Origin of the sequence: Citrobacter sp. MGH104 (assembly GCF_001034485.1) — a bacterium.
In the GTDB taxonomy this organism is placed as follows: domain Bacteria; phylum Pseudomonadota; class Gammaproteobacteria; order Enterobacterales; family Enterobacteriaceae; genus Citrobacter; species Citrobacter freundii.
On the sequence record NZ_KQ089819.1, the window covers coordinates 856376 to 871738 of the forward strand.

At 52.6% G+C, this 15363-nt stretch carries 15 protein-coding genes; 4 read left to right on the plus strand and 11 right to left on the minus strand.

Going from position 1 to position 15363, the window contains the following annotated elements:
* Nucleotides 1–97: 97 nt before the first annotated feature.
* From SK34_RS22310 to cpxP, 6 genes are all read right to left on the minus strand, one after another.
* Entirely contained in the window at nucleotides 98–1402 is a 1305-nt protein-coding gene (locus tag SK34_RS22310) for an SLC13 family permease (protein ID WP_003840496.1), read from the minus strand.
* 73 nt (nucleotides 1403–1475) lie between these two features.
* Nucleotides 1476–2225 carry a CDP-diacylglycerol diphosphatase gene (locus SK34_RS22315; RefSeq protein WP_003028780.1) on the minus strand — a complete coding sequence of 250 codons (750 nt, stop codon included), beginning with the start codon at nucleotides 2223–2225 and terminating at the stop codon, nucleotides 1476–1478.
* Between the two features lie 104 nt (nucleotides 2226–2329).
* The gene (gene sbp / locus SK34_RS22320) at nucleotides 2330–3319 is read right to left on the minus strand and encodes a sulfate/thiosulfate ABC transporter substrate-binding protein Sbp (RefSeq protein ID WP_003840489.1); all 990 of its coding nucleotides are present in this window, start codon (nucleotides 3317–3319) and stop codon (nucleotides 2330–2332) included.
* Between the two features lie 203 nt (nucleotides 3320–3522).
* Nucleotides 3523–4485 (minus strand): 6-phosphofructokinase, encoded by a 963-nt coding sequence (gene pfkA, locus SK34_RS22325; protein WP_003028778.1) that lies wholly within the window; start codon nucleotides 4483–4485, stop codon nucleotides 3523–3525.
* A 183-nt stretch (nucleotides 4486–4668) separates the two neighbouring features.
* Complete coding sequence (fieF, locus tag SK34_RS22330) at nucleotides 4669–5571, minus strand: CDF family cation-efflux transporter FieF (RefSeq protein ID WP_003028775.1); 903 nt, start codon at nucleotides 5569–5571, stop codon at nucleotides 4669–4671.
* A gap of 147 nt (nucleotides 5572–5718) precedes the next feature.
* The gene (gene cpxP / locus SK34_RS22335; RefSeq protein ID WP_003028767.1) at nucleotides 5719–6219 is read right to left on the minus strand and encodes a cell-envelope stress modulator CpxP; all 501 of its coding nucleotides are present in this window, start codon (nucleotides 6217–6219) and stop codon (nucleotides 5719–5721) included.
* Nucleotides 6220–6369: 150 nt separating this feature from the next.
* Between cpxP and cpxR the strand changes: the two genes are divergently transcribed.
* Together cpxR and cpxA are read left to right on the plus strand one after the other, a co-directional pair.
* On the plus strand, nucleotides 6370–7068 hold the full coding sequence (cpxR, locus tag SK34_RS22340; protein ID WP_003028763.1) for an envelope stress response regulator transcription factor CpxR: 699 nt from the start codon (nucleotides 6370–6372) through the stop codon (nucleotides 7066–7068).
* Nucleotides 7065–8438, plus strand: a complete 1374-nt coding sequence (gene cpxA, locus SK34_RS22345) for an envelope stress sensor histidine kinase CpxA (RefSeq protein ID WP_003840485.1) — start codon at nucleotides 7065–7067, stop codon at nucleotides 8436–8438. Before cpxR ends, cpxA begins: the two co-directional genes overlap by 4 nt.
* Before the next feature lie 61 nt (nucleotides 8439–8499).
* Here the strand turns inward: cpxA and yiiM are convergent, their stop codons facing one another.
* The gene (gene yiiM / locus SK34_RS22350; RefSeq protein ID WP_046671344.1) at nucleotides 8500–9174 is read right to left on the minus strand and encodes a 6-hydroxyaminopurine reductase; all 675 of its coding nucleotides are present in this window, start codon (nucleotides 9172–9174) and stop codon (nucleotides 8500–8502) included.
* Between the two features lie 152 nt (nucleotides 9175–9326).
* On the opposite strand from yiiM, the gene SK34_RS22355 reads away from it, so the two are divergent.
* The gene (locus tag SK34_RS22355) at nucleotides 9327–10223 is read left to right on the plus strand and encodes a dihydrodipicolinate synthase family protein (RefSeq protein ID WP_048234205.1); all 897 of its coding nucleotides are present in this window, start codon (nucleotides 9327–9329) and stop codon (nucleotides 10221–10223) included.
* A 41-nt stretch (nucleotides 10224–10264) separates the two neighbouring features.
* Here the strand turns inward: SK34_RS22355 and kdgT are convergent, their stop codons facing one another.
* Both kdgT and sodA read right to left on the minus strand, forming a co-directional pair.
* On the minus strand, nucleotides 10265–11248 hold the full coding sequence (kdgT, locus tag SK34_RS22360) for a 2-keto-3-deoxygluconate transporter (protein ID WP_003028743.1): 984 nt from the start codon (nucleotides 11246–11248) through the stop codon (nucleotides 10265–10267).
* Nucleotides 11249–11481: 233 nt separating this feature from the next.
* Complete coding sequence (gene sodA, locus SK34_RS22365) at nucleotides 11482–12102, minus strand: superoxide dismutase [Mn] (protein WP_003840480.1); 621 nt, start codon at nucleotides 12100–12102, stop codon at nucleotides 11482–11484.
* Between the two features lie 289 nt (nucleotides 12103–12391).
* On the opposite strand from sodA, the gene rhaT reads away from it, so the two are divergent.
* Nucleotides 12392–13426 carry an L-rhamnose/proton symporter RhaT gene (gene rhaT, locus SK34_RS22370; RefSeq protein ID WP_003840477.1) on the plus strand — a complete coding sequence of 345 codons (1035 nt, stop codon included), beginning with the start codon at nucleotides 12392–12394 and terminating at the stop codon, nucleotides 13424–13426.
* Here the strand turns inward: rhaT and rhaR are convergent.
* Both rhaR and rhaS read right to left on the minus strand, forming a co-directional pair.
* Complete coding sequence (gene rhaR, locus SK34_RS22375; RefSeq protein ID WP_003847872.1) at nucleotides 13423–14271, minus strand: HTH-type transcriptional activator RhaR; 849 nt, start codon at nucleotides 14269–14271, stop codon at nucleotides 13423–13425. The two genes, rhaT and rhaR, sit on opposite strands and share 4 nt — an antisense overlap.
* 131 nt (nucleotides 14272–14402) lie before the next feature.
* The gene (rhaS, locus tag SK34_RS22380; protein WP_003840473.1) at nucleotides 14403–15251 is read right to left on the minus strand and encodes an HTH-type transcriptional activator RhaS; all 849 of its coding nucleotides are present in this window, start codon (nucleotides 15249–15251) and stop codon (nucleotides 14403–14405) included.
* Nucleotides 15252–15363 lie beyond the last annotated feature (112 nt).

A 15363-nucleotide genomic window follows, 5' to 3' on the forward strand; every position in this document is an offset into this window, starting at 1 on the left:
TTCCAGTGCGCAAATCTGCGCTCAGGCATTAACCGATATTGCCGCGCATAATACAATTCACTCACTCACAAAACATAAAATTAACATTTTGATACAGCTACAGTTTTCCCAACACCGTAAACCAGGCGTAATCCAGCGGCAGAAGAATCAAATACGTTGCCGCCGCCAGTGCGATACACAGCAGCATCCCTGCCCTTGCAGGTACTTTCCCGAGCGCCATCGCCACCACGATCGGTGAAGCCTGATACGGCAACAGTGGTGTGGAATAACCCAGCACCTGGATCATAATCACCGACAGCAGCGGGAATCCCGTCGCATCGGCAAAGCTTTGCGCCAACGTGGTATACAGCGCCGGAACACCGTTCGCCGTCATAATAAAATTAAGCGCCGTGGTAATACCGGTCAGCGCGAGGAAACTGGTAAACGGCTTTTCCGCATCCAGCGGCATCACCTGTAACAGCGCTTCACCAACGGCGCTACCAATACCTGTTTGCGTGACGGTGATCGCCAGCCCCAGAATACCCGCCACATAAATACAGGTACGAATGTTGACCCCAGTGGAAAACTCGTCGCCATTGATAAAGCCAACCCGTGGGAGCAATGTGATAACTGCCGCCGCCAGCCCGGTCCACGCGGGGCCAATGCCGTGCCAGCTTTCGCTTACCCAAAGAAGCAACACCACCGCTAACATCCAGGCCAGACGTTTTTCATCTCCACTCATCGGTTCCGACGGCGTGAGATCGCGCGGCGCATGGGGCTTGCCAGGGAACAGCCAGCAGATAAGCACGATGAGAACCGCGCCTTTAAGCCAACCCAGAACCGGCGTATGCAGCAGCAAATAGGGAAGATAATTGAGGTGGATGCCGTAAGAGCCTTCCGCCGCGCCGCTCATCACCAGATTCGGTACGTTTGCGGGTAAAATCGTCGCAGAAAGCTGGAATGTCCCAAACCCAACGGCCAGTGCCAGACCATACCAGGCGCGCGTACCATCGTTAATTCCAGCCCGTTTCGCCATCGCTGCGACAATCGGCATCAGCAGCGCAATGCGGCCCATGTTGGATGGCATTACAAACGCCAGCGCGTAACTCAACAGCACCACACTCGCCACCATTAACGGCCAGGAGTCGGTCAACCGTGATGACAGCGCCCTCGCCGCCCTGTCCGCCAGCCCCGTTTTACGAATCGCGATACCCAGCACAAAGCCGCTAAACACCAACCAGAATGCGGAGGACGCAAAGCCGCCAAAGATCACATCCGGTGGCGCGATTTTGGCGACCATCGCCACGGCAAAGAACAGCAGCGCCGTTATAAACTCCGGCAGCAGCGACGTAGCCCAGAGCAGAATGGTGATGCCAACCACCAGAGAGGGGATAAACAGAGGGTGTGTAAGCCAGAGCGACATGCCTGTCTCCTGTTGTTTTTTTCAACAAGAATACGGGGACAGGCATGCGGAGTAAACGCCAGATTAGGTGGGGTTAACGCAGAATATCACATTGATGATCCTGAATTTCCTCAGCGGAGGCGAGATTCAGCGCCAGCAGATTGCGCTGAGTAGCCAGCAGAACAAAGGATTCATCGCTCTGACGCACCATCGCCAACGCATAGCTGCCCATATGCTCACGTGCATCCGGCACCTCTTCTGCCAGCATCATAAACGGGCTGCGTTGTGCCAGTTCATTTTCCGTGACGCGACGCGCCAGATATTCATGACCGCGCAGCCCACCTGGTAGAGGTAGCCAGCGGGTGCTGATTTTCGCCAGGTTGTCATCCAGCTGTTTTCTGACATCGGTTCGCAGGCAGGAGATATGAATATGCAGGTGATTTTGCGTACGCCCGCTACGTGAGTTAATGCTCAGAGAGACTGCTTTGTCAGGGATTTCCTGGCCGTATTTTTGGCTCATAAAGCTACGCGCCTGCCAGGCCAGCCAGAAAAAGTTCGGCGTGCCTGATTTTAACAGCAGTGGGCTTTCCGTACCGTTAATGCGATAAGTGGGCATCAACAAATATTGCAAAGGGCCGTTACGGTCTTTGAACACCACATATCCGGCATCCGGCTTCACTTCTGCGCATGGTGCAGGATCCTGCTGCTGCAACTGGTGCGGCAAGCATTGTTGAAGGACGATCTGACGTAATGCGTCCGGGTTGCCGGTGAATTTCCAGTACCCGATGCCTGCAGCGGCGGCAACCACAATCACCGCCAGTAAAAGATAGCCTGCTTTTTTCATTACGCGTTTCCTGTATCCCATTGAAGGGCAAGAGTAACGCAAAACCATGACAAATAAAAAACCCGGTCGCGTTAGGCCACCGGGTCGGTAAATCACAGACTTATTTAGCGTTTGCTGATCTGGTCGAACGTACCGCCATTAGAGAAGTGCTCTTTCTGCGCTTTCGTCCAGCCGCCAAACTCTTCATCGATGGTGAACAGCTTCAGCTTCGGAAATGCATTTTCGTATTTCTTCGCAACGTCTGTATCACGTGGACGATAGTAGTTTTTCGCTGCAATTTCCTGGCCTTCCGGAGAGTAGAGATACTTCAGGTAAGCTTCCGCCACCGCTTTGGTGTCTTTCTTTTCCACCACTTTATCGACCACGGAAACGGTCGGCTCCGCGAGAATAGATTCACTCGGCGTCACTATCTCGAATTTGTCTTTACCCAGCTCGTTCGTTGCCAGCAGCGCTTCGTTTTCCCAGGCGATCAGCACATCACCGATACCACGCTCAACGAAAGTATTGGTTGAACCACGCGCACCGGAATCCAGCACTTCAACGTTTTTATACAGGGCCTTGACGAAGTCCTGCGCTTTGGCCTGATCGTTGTTGTTGTGGTGCAGGGCATAGCCCCATGCCGCCAGATAGTTCCAGCGTGCGCCGCCTGAGCTTTTCGGGTTTGGTGTAATCACTGACACGCCGGGTTTGATCAAATCGTTCCAGTCATGAATTTGTTTGGGGTTGCCTTTGCGGACCAGGAACACGATGGTGGAGGTGTAAGGCGCAGAGTTATCCGGCAAGCGCTTAATCCAGTTTTTATCAATTCGACCACGTTCAGCAATGGCATCCACGTCATATGCCAGTGCCAACGTCACCACATCGGCTTCAATACCGTTGATGACAGAGGTCGCCTGTTTACCAGAGCCGCCGTGCGACTGGCGGATCACGACGTTATCGCCCGTTTCCTGCTTCCAGTGCGCGCTGAAGGCTTTATTGTACTGCTCGTACAGTTCACGTGTTGGATCGTACGATACGTTAAGTAACTGAATATCCTTTGCCAGAACGCTGGTTGATGCCAGCAATAATGTTAACCCTACGCCCCATTTGTTCATCGCCCAGCTCTCTTATGTGATGTTGTGATGAGCAAAGCGTGCCAGAAAGGCATCCAAACATTAAAGAATAAAAAAAGATTTGCTATAACTTCGGGGAATAAATGAGGAAGGTTGTGCCGGATGACGACTTACGCCTTATCCGGCCTACAAGAGTACACGCTGTAGGCCCGGTAAGCGAAGCGCCACCGGGCAACAAAAAACAATCAGTACAGTTTTTTCGCGCAGTCCAGCCAGTCACCTTTGAACGGACGCTTCATGTTCTCGATAGCATCGATGATATCGTGGTGAACCAGTTGCTCGTTCTGAATACCGACACAGCGGCCGCCATGACCTGCCAGCAGCAGTTCAATAGCATATGCGCCCATACGGGATGCCAGAATACGATCGTAAGGAACCGGGGAACCACCACGCTGAATGTGACCCAGCACGGTCGAACGCGTTTCGCGGCCCGTTTCCTTCTCGATGTAATGCGCCAGTTCGTCAACGTCACACATGTGTTCAGTGATCGCTACAATTGCGTGTTTTTTACCTTTCGCGATGCCCGCTTTGATTTCAGCAACCAAATCGTCGCGACTGAATTCCACTTCCGGAACCACTACGAACTCACAACCACCGGCAATTGCAGCCGCCAGGGTCAGATCGCCACAGTAGCGGCCCATCACTTCAACGATGGAAATACGCTGGTGAGAAGAAGAGGTATCACGCAGACGGTCAATCGCTTCTACTACAGTACCCAGAGCGGTGAAGTAACCGATGGTGTAGTCGGTGCCCTTGATATCGTTGTCGATAGTGCCCGGCAGACCGATGCATGGGAAGCCCATTTCAGTCAGGCGTTTTGCACCCATGTAAGAACCGTCACCGCCGATAACAACCAGCGCATCAATGCCACGCTTTTTCAGGTTTTCGATAGCCACCGCACGCACGTTTTCGTCGCGGAATTCCGGGAAGCGAGCTGAACCGAGGAAAGTACCGCCGCGGTTGATCATGTCGGATACGCTGTAGCGGTCAAGCTGGACCATACGGTCTTCATACAAACCCAGGTAGCCATCATGGATCCCCATGACTTCCAGCCCTTCCGTCAACGCTGCACGTACAACACCACGGATTGCTGCGTTCATGCCCGGCGCATCACCGCCGCTTGTCAACACACCGATTTTCTTAATCATGACTACCTCTGAACTTTGGAATGCAAAATGAAATCTGCTGCCGGAAGTCGATTCCGCATATCGAAACGATCCAACGAATATGCAGATAGTATAACAATCACTTCCTGCTGAATTGATTCAGGTCAGGCCAAATGGTGGTAATTTATACACAAAATGCTGGCCCGGTTCACTTTTTACAACGAATTATGAAAGCTCAAACACCTTGCCTTCCTTGGGTACGACTGAACAGGGATCCTGATGAATGATGACATCCGATCCCGGGAAACGCCGTAAAATTGCCTGCTCAACCTGTTCAGCCACTAAATGCGCCTGAACGAGCGGCAGATTATCTTCCATTTCCAAATGAATCTGAATAAAGCGGGTCGGCCCTGACTGCCGCGTGCGAAGATCGTGAGCGCCGCTGACCCCAGGCCATGACGTCACGATATCAATAATTTCCTGACGTTCCTCATCGGGTAAAGCGCGATCCAGCAAAGATTGCACTGCCTCATACCCCATGCGTAATGCGCTATATAAAATATAGATGCCAATCCCGAGCGCAAACAAGGCATCCGCACGATGCCAGCCGTACCATGCCAGCCCGAGCGCAATGAGAATCGCACCGTTCATCATAACATCAGACTGATAATGAAGCATATCTGCCCGAACGGCCTGACTTTGCGTACGCTTCACTACCCAGCGCTGAAACGAGACCAGAATGATTGTACACACTAACGCAATGATGGTGACAACCACCCCAACGCCGGGATCTTTCATCGGCGTCGGTTGGATGAGATGCTGAATCCCGGTCAGGAATAAAAACAGCGCCGAACCGGAAATAAACATGCTTTGCGCCAGCGCCGCCAGTGATTCCGCTTTTCCGTGTCCGAACGTATGTTCATCATCGGCCGGTTGCAGCGAATAGCGCACCACCAACAGGTTGGTTAACGACGCCGCGATGTCCACCAGAGAATCCACCAGTGCAGCCAGAATACTGACCGATCCGGTGTACCACCACGCGAAAATTTTGATCAAAAGTAACAGTGATGCCATTACGGTCGCCGCGATTGCCGCCCGGCTCACCAGCCGCCCATAGGTATGATTCATAAACACTCCAGCCAGAATATGCCGCTAGTATAACGGATGAAGTAAAACAGTCAGGCAATAACCGAGCGACAAATTTTGGGCAAAAAAAACCCCCACATCATGTGGGGGAAGACAGGGATGGTGTCTATGGCAAGGAAAACAGGGTTACTACTGGGAACGTGAGTTGCTACTACTCAATAAATTCAACGATGAGCTTTTTTTCCAGTGCGCTACGTCGCGCAGTTGCTCCATTCGTTGTTCATGTTTCTCATTTAAAACCGCTTGCTGCTCGGGCGTTAACAGGCGATACATCTGGTTGCGGATCCTGGCTATTTCAACCTGGCGGGCAACCTGTTCTTGCGCCATTCTTTCTGCCTGAGCGCGCACTGCGCTTTCATCAAATTTCTCTGCGGTGACAAGGCGATGCATTGTCTCCATTTCGCTAACATTAACAGGAGGCTGTTCGTGTCTTGCCTGCTGCATTAAATCTCGCATCTGTTGACGTTGATGTTCGGTTAAACTGATACCGTCAAACATGTGGCTCTGAACGCTACGTTGCGATGAGCCTTCACCCAGGTGCCAGTGATCGCCTGTGACGACTTCAGCTGCATGGCTAAATGTACTGAGTGCCAGCGTTGAGGCCATGACGGCAGCGCTAACTTTGCCCATCACTTGCTCCCAAAATCTTTTCTGTCGCGATTCAACGAGAGACAGTTTACGATTCGGGCTGCAAACATGCGTCAGGGGGTGTAAAACAACGTAAAGTCATAGATTAGCGACGCCTGATGACGTAATTTCTGCCTCGGAGGTACGTAAACAATGAATAAAATCCTGTTAGTTGATGATGACCGAGAGCTGACTTCCCTGTTAAAGGAGTTGCTCGAAATGGAAGGTTTCGATGTGCTGGTTGCCTATGATGGGGAACAGGCGCTTGAGCTTCTGGATGACAGCATCGATTTACTTTTGCTCGACGTCATGATGCCGAAGAAAAACGGCATTGATACGCTGAAAGCACTTCGTCAGACACACCAGACACCCGTAATCATGCTGACCGCTCGCGGCAGCGAATTGGATCGCGTACTTGGCCTTGAGCTGGGCGCGGACGACTATTTACCCAAACCGTTTAACGACCGTGAACTGGTCGCGCGCATCCGCGCTATTCTGCGTCGCTCACACTGGAGCGAACAGCAGCAGAACAGCGATAACGGCTCGCCGACTCTGGAAGTAGATGCGTTAAGCCTTAATCCGGGTCGCCAGGAAGCCAGCTTTGACGGGCAAATCCTGGAGTTAACCGGCACCGAATTCACCCTGCTTTATTTGCTGGCACAGCATCTCGGTCAGGTGGTTTCGCGTGAGCACCTGAGCCAGGAAGTGCTGGGTAAACGCCTGACGCCTTTCGATCGCGCTATCGATATGCATATCTCGAACCTGCGTCGTAAGCTGCCAGAGCGTAAAGACGGACACCCGTGGTTTAAAACCCTGCGTGGTCGCGGCTACCTGATGGTTTCCGCTTCATGATAGGGAGCTTAACCGCGCGCATCTTTGCCATCTTCTGGTTGACGCTGGCACTGGTGTTGATGTTGGTACTGATGTTACCCAAGCTCGACTCACGCCAGATGACCGAGCTACTGGACAGCGAGCAGCGCCAGGGGTTAATGATTGAGCAACACGTTGAAGCTGAACTGGCGAACGATCCACCCAACGATTTGATGTGGTGGCGTCGCTTGTTTCGGGCGATAGACAAGTGGGCGCCGCCAGGACAGCGGTTATTACTTGTTACGACGGAAGGACGCGTGATCGGCGCAGAACGCAATGAAATGCAGATCATTCGTAACTTTATTGGTCAGGCCGATAACGCAGACCATCCGCAAAAGAAAAAATACGGTCGCGTTGAGATGGTCGGGCCTTTCTCCGTCAGAGACGGTGAAGATAACTACCAGCTGTATCTCATTCGACCAGCCAGCAGCTCACAATCTGACTTTATCAACCTGCTGTTTGACCGACCGCTGTTATTGCTGATCGTCACCATGTTAGTCAGCTCTCCGCTATTGCTCTGGCTTGCCTGGAGTCTGGCGAAACCAGCGCGTAAGTTGAAAAACGCTGCGGATGAAGTGGCCCAGGGCAACCTGCGTCAACATCCGGAGCTGGAAGCCGGTCCGCAGGAGTTTCTGGCGGCAGGTGCCAGCTTTAACCAGATGGTGACGGCGCTGGAACGGATGATGACCACGCAGCAACGTCTGCTGTCGGACATCTCTCACGAGCTGAGAACACCGCTAACGCGTCTGCAACTGGGTACCGCTCTGCTGCGCCGTCGTAGCGGTGAGAGCAAAGAGCTGGAGCGCATTGAAACAGAAGCACACCGACTAGACAGCATGATCAACGACCTGCTGGTGATGTCACGTAATCAGCAGAAAAACGCGCTGGTCAGTGAAACGGTGAAAGCTAATCAGCTGTGGGGCGAAGTGCTGGATAACGCCGCCTTTGAAGCTGAGCAGATGGGTAAATCGCTCACGGTGAATTTCCCGCCGGGTCCGTGGCCGCTGTACGGTAACCCAAATGCGTTGGAAAGTGCGCTGGAAAACATTGTGCGCAATGCCCTGCGCTATTCACATACGAAGATTGAAGTTGGCTTCGCGGTGGATATCGACGGGATTACCATCACCGTGGACGACGATGGCCCAGGTGTAAGCCCTGAAGACAGAGAACAGATTTTCCGTCCGTTTTATCGTACCGATGAGGCGCGCGATCGCGAGTCTGGCGGAACAGGTCTGGGTCTGGCGATTGTTGAAACCGCAATCCAGCAGCATCGTGGCTGGGTGAAGGCCGAAGACAGCCCGCTGGGTGGTTTACGGCTGGTAATTTGGTTACCGTTGTATAAGCGTTCCTGAGTCTCTCTGTGTTGCCGGATGGCGGCGTAATGCCTCATCCGGCCTCCACGGACAGGGGGAATTATTTCCCCCACAAACGGCGGGAATTGTCTTCGATCTTGCCGCTTAAACGACGCTTTTGCATCGTTCTGGTCCAACTTTTTGATAACCCGGCAGCCGACAGTAAACGGTGATATTGCGAATCATCAAACGGCATATGCCAGGCGATAGCAATTGCCTCCCGCACGCTGACGTCGCTCACGCGTGACGCCAGGATCAACGGCGCGTCTGCAGATACCAGCCCTGCCGCGATGACGCTGCACAGCCAGCCCGTCTTACCTGCATCCTGCATCTGGCAGGCCATATCGCTGATGCCAAAATGGAAATTCAACTTAAAGCACGGCGAGCGCGGCTGCGTGACCTGAATCAACGCTTCTCCCCACTGGAAAATATCGCCAATATACACATTCTCTTCAGTCAGCCCCTCAGTAGAGAGGTTCTCACCAAACGCGGGCGCGACAAATAGCTCCGCCTGCTCCGGAAACGCTTGTCTCCAGTGCTGATAGTGTTCACGTGGATAGTGACACAGCGCGCGATCCGGCCCGCCATGAATTTTCGCTTCCGCCTGTTCATCTCCTGTCAGCCCCAGTTCGGTCAGCATCAGCTCACCGTCAATCTGGACTTTAGCAATCGCGCTGGGACGGCTTCCCGTGTAGTCCCGAACTTTGCCCGTAAAAACATCGACCGGATATCGCATCTGTTCCCTCTCCCGATAAATTTCCCCCATTACACCACATTTATTTTACCCCAGTCGCTCAAAATGAGAGCACGGTTCACATGAAACTTAGGGACACATGCTATCAATGTAAGCTGGTTTTGAAACATCATTTCAAATAAGGAGTCGACAACGTGACTGGTCAATCGCAATTTGCTGGCGTCTGGTGTCCTTCCATTACGCCAATGGACAATGACGGTAAGATCGATCTCAACGGTCTAAGCCAGCATCTCAAACGCCTTACCGAGGCCAAAATCGACGTGATTTTGCTGATGGGTAGCATCGGGGAATTTGCTTCCTTTACGCTCGAAGAAAGGCTGCTGCTGATCCGCGAGGCCCGCGCCATGAGCTCGCTGAAGATGGTCGCCAACGTCTCATCCACCTGCCAGAATGATGTATTGTTGATGGCGCAGGAAGCGTATCGCTCAGGTTACGATGCCGTGATGATCCTGCCGCCCTACTACTACGGACAAACGGCGAAACAGCTGCTGAGCTACTTCCGTCAGTTGGGGCAGAAACTCAGCGGCAAATGGTTTGCCTATAACTTCCCGGCACGCACCGGCTGCGATTTAACCCCCGAGCTGGTTGCCTCCCTCGCCGCTGAGTTCCCGAATTTCGCTGGTATCAAAGACACCGTCGACTGCCAGTCTCATACTCGCAGTATGATTCAGACCACCCGCGCCGTGCGGGAGGATTTTGCCGTGCTGTCCGGCTACGACGAATACTATATTCCCAACCTGTTGGCAGGTGGCGCAGGGATTATTTCAGGGTTGAACAACGTCATGCCGGAACTGTTTGTCAGCGCGCGGGAAGCGTTTAAACAGGGCGACCTGGCAGCGCTTCGCGATATTCAGGACCAGATTGGCACCTATATGTCCATCTATGCCATCGGCGAAGATTTTGTCACCACCATCAAAACCGTGGTATCGCGTAAGTTTGGCTATTGCTCCGGCGTGTCACGTAATGCCGGTGGAGAGTTGAACGAGAGTGAGTGTAGAACAATCGATGAGGTGTTTGTCGTCAAAGGGTAAATAACTAAGCCGGATGGTGCAGACCATCCGGCTTAAGAGACTTACTTCACGGTGCCACGAAGATCAATTTCTGCCGCCCTTGCTTTGGCCCTTTTCGACCAGATAGACGTGATAATCGGCACCAGAATGGAGGTCACAATCACCGACGTGGCGACCAGGGAAGTTGCTGCCGGTGCCATCGGTTTAAATGCCGGAACCATTTCAGCAATCAGCACAGGCGTAGCAACCGCTGCCCCCGCAGAACTGGAAGCCGCAATCCCCGCCGTACCATCGCCACCACCAATCAGTTTATCGGCGATAATCAATGGAATACCAGTGATGATAATCACTGCCACGCCCAGCAGAATACCCAGCACGCCGGTCTGAGCAATCACGCTCAAATCAATGGTGTTACCTAATGCGAAGGCAAAGAACGGGATCAGCGTCTGCACGGCCTTACTGAAGAATTCCCGCAGCTCAGGATCCAGATTACCCAGCGCAAAACCAATCAGGAACGGCAATACTGCGCCAACAAATACGTGCGGTTCAAACGACGCGATCCCGGCAGTTCCCAGAATCACCATGGTCATCAGCGGGCCAGACTCCAGCGACATCAGGACAAACGCCCCAGCCTCTTCTTTGGTGCCGTACTGCTGCATAATCGAGGCATACAACCCGCCGTTGGTCATATCCATGGCGGCCACCAGCGCCAGCGTAGACAACCCAGCGAAGAATCCGACCTCTACGCCATGTTCCGGCAGAATGCGTGAGGCAATCGCTGCAACCACCCACGCCACCAGAATCTTGGTTATGACTAACGTACCTGATTTACGCAGCACGGTGCCGGTGGCGCTTAGCTTGATCGACGCCCCCATGCAAAAGAACCAGACCGCCAGGATAGGTACCGTACCGGTGATCATACCGTTGGTAAAGGAGCCGAAGTATTTCCCGGCGCCGGGGGAAAAGGTGTGACACAACGCGCCCAGGAAAAGCGGCACCAGCATCATACCGCCTGGGATTTTCTCTATCGTACGTTTGATCTGCATTTCCATCACCTGTAGACATAAAAATGGGGCAATTTTTATGGGCGATTGCATCTTGCTTTGAGATGCGCCCGTCTTGATGAAAAGAAGATAGACATTCATAGAGACTATAAAAGTGATCCCACTCGCATAATAAAACCTTGTTTCAATTTAAGTGGATCATTGTTTTTATATTGAGTTTGATCACAAAAAAACCCCACAAGCATCGCTTGCAGGGCTTCGTTAAAGCGTAGAACTTATTTTTTTGCTGCGAAACGTGCGGCAGCTTCGTCCCAGTTCACGACGTTCCAGAACTCTTTGATGTAGTCTGGGCGACGGTTCTGGAATTTCAGGTAGTAAGCGTGTTCCCAAACATCCAGGCCCACGATTGGGAAACCGGAAGCGCCAGAGATAGCTTCACCCATCAGCGGGGAATCCTGGTTGGCGGTGGAAACAACAGCCAGTTTGTCACCTTTCAGCACCAGCCACGCCCAGCCGGAGCCAAAGCGGGTTGCCGCTGCTTTTTCAAATTCAGCTTTGAAGTTGTCAACGGAGCCAAAGTCACGTTCGATAGCCGCTTTCAGGTCACCCTGCAGCGTAGTACCGGTTTTCAGGCCTTTCCAGAACAGGCTGTGGTTAGCGTGACCGCCCGCGTTGTTACGCAGTACGGTTTTCTTGTCTGCTGGCAGTTGATCCAGTTTGGTGATCAGCTCTTCAGCGGACAGGCTGGCGAATTCTGGCAGGCTTTCCAGCGCAGCGTTCGCGTTGTTTACGTAAGCCTGGTGGTGTTTGGTATGGTGGATTTCCATCGTCTGCTTATCGAAGTGCGGTTCAAGGGCATCATAAGCGTACGGCAGGGATGGCAGTGTATAACTCATAATCATCTCCAGTATTGTCGGGCGGCCTGTGTTAACGCCGCGTAAGCAGTTGGGTCATTATAGTTAATTAAATGATATTGAAAATGATTATCAATGCCGTACTTTTTACAAGGTTTTAATAGCGCATGTTGATTGCTAAAGATGTGAACCGAATCACCCAGTTAACGTGATGATTGCCAACATGCGCAAAATGGCGGCAATCGTTAAAAGGTTAACACCCTGCGTAATTTTTAAACTCGTTTGGTCGGAGGGGTCATTACCGACGATAAAAAATAACGAGGATTAAGTCATGAGTAACGCGATTACGATGGGTATCTTTTGGCATTTGATAGGCGCAGCCAGTGCCGCCTGTTTCTATGCCCCGTTCAAACAAGTCAAACATTGGTCATGGGAAACGATGTGGTCGGTTGGCGGGATCGTCTCTTGGCTTATCCTGCCATGGACCATTAGCGCCATGTTGCTTCCCAATTTCTGGGCCTACTTCAGTTCTTTCAGCCTCTCTACGCTGGCGCCGGTGTTTCTGTTCGGCGCGATGTGGGGGATTGGCAATATCAACTATGGTCTGACCATGCGCTATCTCGGTATGTCGATGGGGATCGGCATTGCGATTGGGATTACGTTGATTGTCGGCACGCTGATGACCCCAATTATCAACGGCAACTTTGATGTGCTGATCAATACTTCCGGCGGACGCATGACGCTGCTTGGCGTACTGGTCGCGCTGATTGGCGTCGGTATTGTGACTCGGGCCGGTCAGTTAAAAGAACGCAAAATGGGCATCAAAGCGGAAGAGTTCAACCTGAAAAAAGGGCTGGTTCTGGCGGTCATGTGCGGCATTTTCTCCGCCGGGATGTCATTTGCGATGAACGCCGCTAAACCAATGCACGATGCCGCCGCCGCGCTGGGTGTCGATCCATTGTATGTCGCCCTGCCCAGCTACGTGGTTATCATGGGCGGCGGCGCGTTAGTCAACCTGGGCTTTTGCTTCATTCGTCTGGCAAAAGTGAAAAACTTGTCGATAAAAGCCGACTTCTCGTTAGCCAAGCCACTGATTATCACCAACGTGCTGCTGTCTGCGCTTGGTGGCCTGATGTGGTATTTGCAATTCTTCTTCTACGCCTGGGGCCACGCGCGTATTCCGGCTCAATATGATTATGTAAGCTGGATGCTGCACATGAGCTTCTATGTTCTGTGCGGCGGGATTGTCGGGCTGGTGCTGAAAGAGTGGAAAAACGCGGGTCGCCGTCCGGTCAGTGTGCTAAGCCTTGGCTGCGTGGTGATCATTGTCGCGGCAAACATTGTGGGTCTGGGAATGGCCAGTTAATCATGTTGGTTGCTGAGATGACGCCACTGGCTGGGCGTCATCCCGGTTTCCCGCGTGAACACCACCGAAAAGTAGTTACTGTCCTCAAAGCCGCAGCGCATGGAAATCTCACTAATCATCAACCGACTATGTTTGAGCAGATACTGCGCATGGCAAACCCGTACCTGGCGGAGATACTGGTTGATGGTCATGCCGGTCTGGCTGCGAAACTGCTGGCGCAAAACGCGCTCGCTGCACCGTTCGCGCTCGCAAAACTTATTCAGTTCGAACGCATGCTCATGGCTACCGGCTAACGCGGTGATCAGTTTATCCAGCAGCGTTTCGCTCGACGTTGCCGGGAGCGTATCCGTGGCATAACGATGCCGCTTAAGGTGGGTCACCAGTTGCCCGAACAGCAGCTCAGCCATGGTAAAAGCCTGCGCATCACGTTGATTACTTTCATGCTCAAGCTGGCTTATCACCTGTCTGACCTGGCTCATGCCAACGCTACCGAGTCGCCAGTGCGGGTGCCTCGGCGCACCATCAAATCCGGGGATCGCCCCTTGCCAGTCAACATTCAGCGTCAACCGCTCCGGGCAGTAGATGATATTTTGTAGCACAAGGTCGTTAACGGAAGTGTAGGAGTGTTTATCTTCGGCGCGAATGTAAAACAGATCGCCACGGGTTATCCGGTACGGGCGATCGTTAAGGACATGCAGGCCATTACCGCGCCAGACCAGAACCAGCTCGCAAAACTCATGGGTATGCTCAGCAAAGACATCCTGCGGATAACGATCGGCTACGGCGACAGCCTGCTGTTCATGCGCAAAAAAGTCTGATTTCAGAAGGACCAGATGGTTCGCCATCACAATATTCCCTGCCGGGTGGCCGCTACGTGTCACGTAATCTGTAGGCCGGATAAGGCGTAGCCGCCATCCGGCGTTAAGGAACATGATTATCTGAGATTCGGCGATAAAAAACGTTGATAGCTTTCGCGTTACTGGAGGCTGCTTGCCACAACGAGATCGCGCCCCTGGCGAATATCGCGTGGCGACCACTTGAACTCACGGCGAAAAAGCGTCGAAAAGTGGTTACTGTCGCCGAATCCGCAGAGATAAGCGATGTCTGTCACGCTATCATCACTGTGACGAAGCAGATGCCGAGCCTTGATCAGCCGCAAGCGGTTAAGGTAGCGCTGCGGCGTCAATCCGGTTTGCTGTTTGAGCTGGCGATGCAGAGTACGCAAAGAGAGGGAAAACTTCTCGGCCAGCGCCTCCCAACATACCTCGTCGGCAAAGTTATCTTCCAGCCACGCCATCAGGAGGTTAAGCCGCGCGTCGTTATCGGTCGCTGCTTCCATCAGGCTGCTTTTACGCAGCAGCACCAGCAACTGCATAAACAGGATCTCGCGATTTGCCGCCGTTGGTGTATCCATCCCCTCACCGAGCGCTTCCATCTGCCCCACCAGTTGTCGAACCTGCTGCAACACACCCTGATTCACCCGCCAGTGCGAAGGATACTGCCCATTCTGTTCCTGAGGTAAAAGCTGATTCAGCCCAGCCAGAAATTGAAACGCATCCGGGGAGCGATACAACACATTGGTCAGGCACAGATTGTCAGTATGTTCATATAAATGCCGGTCATGATCGCGAACGAAACACACCGTACCGCCGCTGATGGTGTAAGGCTGTCCGTTGAACACATGGATCCCCGTTCCATGTTCGACCACCACAATTTCATGAAAATCATGATGATGTTCTGGAAACGCAGGTTGAGGAAGCCGCGGTTCAATAGCCACTGGCGCTTTACCTGTCGGAAAAAAATCCACGCAATGCAATATCGTCATGATGACATCCTTCCCGATCAAATGAACATGGCTGAATAGTAATTAAGGGTTATCACCCTCACCTTAAATTTTTGACGCCAAAGTGCGTAAACACGGTCAATTCTTCAAGAAA